Source organism: Bartonella sp. MR168JLCBS (genome assembly GCF_042194175.1).
Genome location: NZ_JBHIMP010000289.1, coordinates 1 through 802, shown reverse-complemented (window position 1 = coordinate 802; position 802 = coordinate 1). Strand labels below are relative to the sequence as shown.

The 802-nt window shown below is 42.4% G+C and carries 1 pseudogene; it reads right to left on the bottom strand.

Annotation, left to right across the window (positions count from 1 at the left end):
- A pseudogene (locus tag ACFIK8_RS10935) lies at nt 1–802 on the bottom strand (double-strand break repair protein AddB); the annotation flags it as partial.

Genomic DNA, 802 nt, shown 5'->3' with positions numbered 1-802 from the left:
GCGTTCATTTATAGCTTCAATGAATGACCAATCTGCACACAGGTTTTCATAATCATCGCGGACAATTTGTATCCATCGGTCTGTTGTAGAGGCTGGTCGGAATGCTTCTGATAAAAGAGCCGCGCGTTTTGCTTTTATTGTGCTTTGTTGGCCAATTTCACGAACATGAATGCGCTGGCATTTCATAAGAGAGAGAAGCTTTTTTAAATGATATTGAGGGTGGCCAAAAACATTAGCTGCATGATCGAAAGAATCAAAAGATTTTTTTTCTTCATGGGTTGTGGATAATGCATGCCGTTGATTTTCATCCATATGAAGATCAAGGCCTGGAAGAACAACAGCACCTTTTGGTAGGGAGGCAACGACCTTTAGAAGATCAGAAACTGCGGGAATAGAACCTGATACACCAGCCGCGAGTATAGGTTTCTCAGGTTGTGTACGATACAAAGTCTCGGCATGCATTTTGAGTATTTGATTGCGCCATTCAGCTGGATTGCTTCGTTGTCTTTCTTTTAAGATTTGCGGCCAGTTTTGTGTGACAATGGTAAGAAAATCGAGCGTTATTTGCCACCATTCGGCGACCATATCGGGTGCAATATCTTTAAGCTTTGACCAATTTGCTGCTTCTGTTTCAATTTCATCCATCAAGTGTGCTAAATCTTGTGCAAGCCAAATTGCATCGGCAGTATGAGTAGGAATAAGCACATCTTCTGTGCCAAACCTGGTCCGCATATGAGCAGGTAAATTTTCACGCCAACGACGAATGAGGCGAGCTAAAAGCAGAAGACGTTCAATTTCTCCA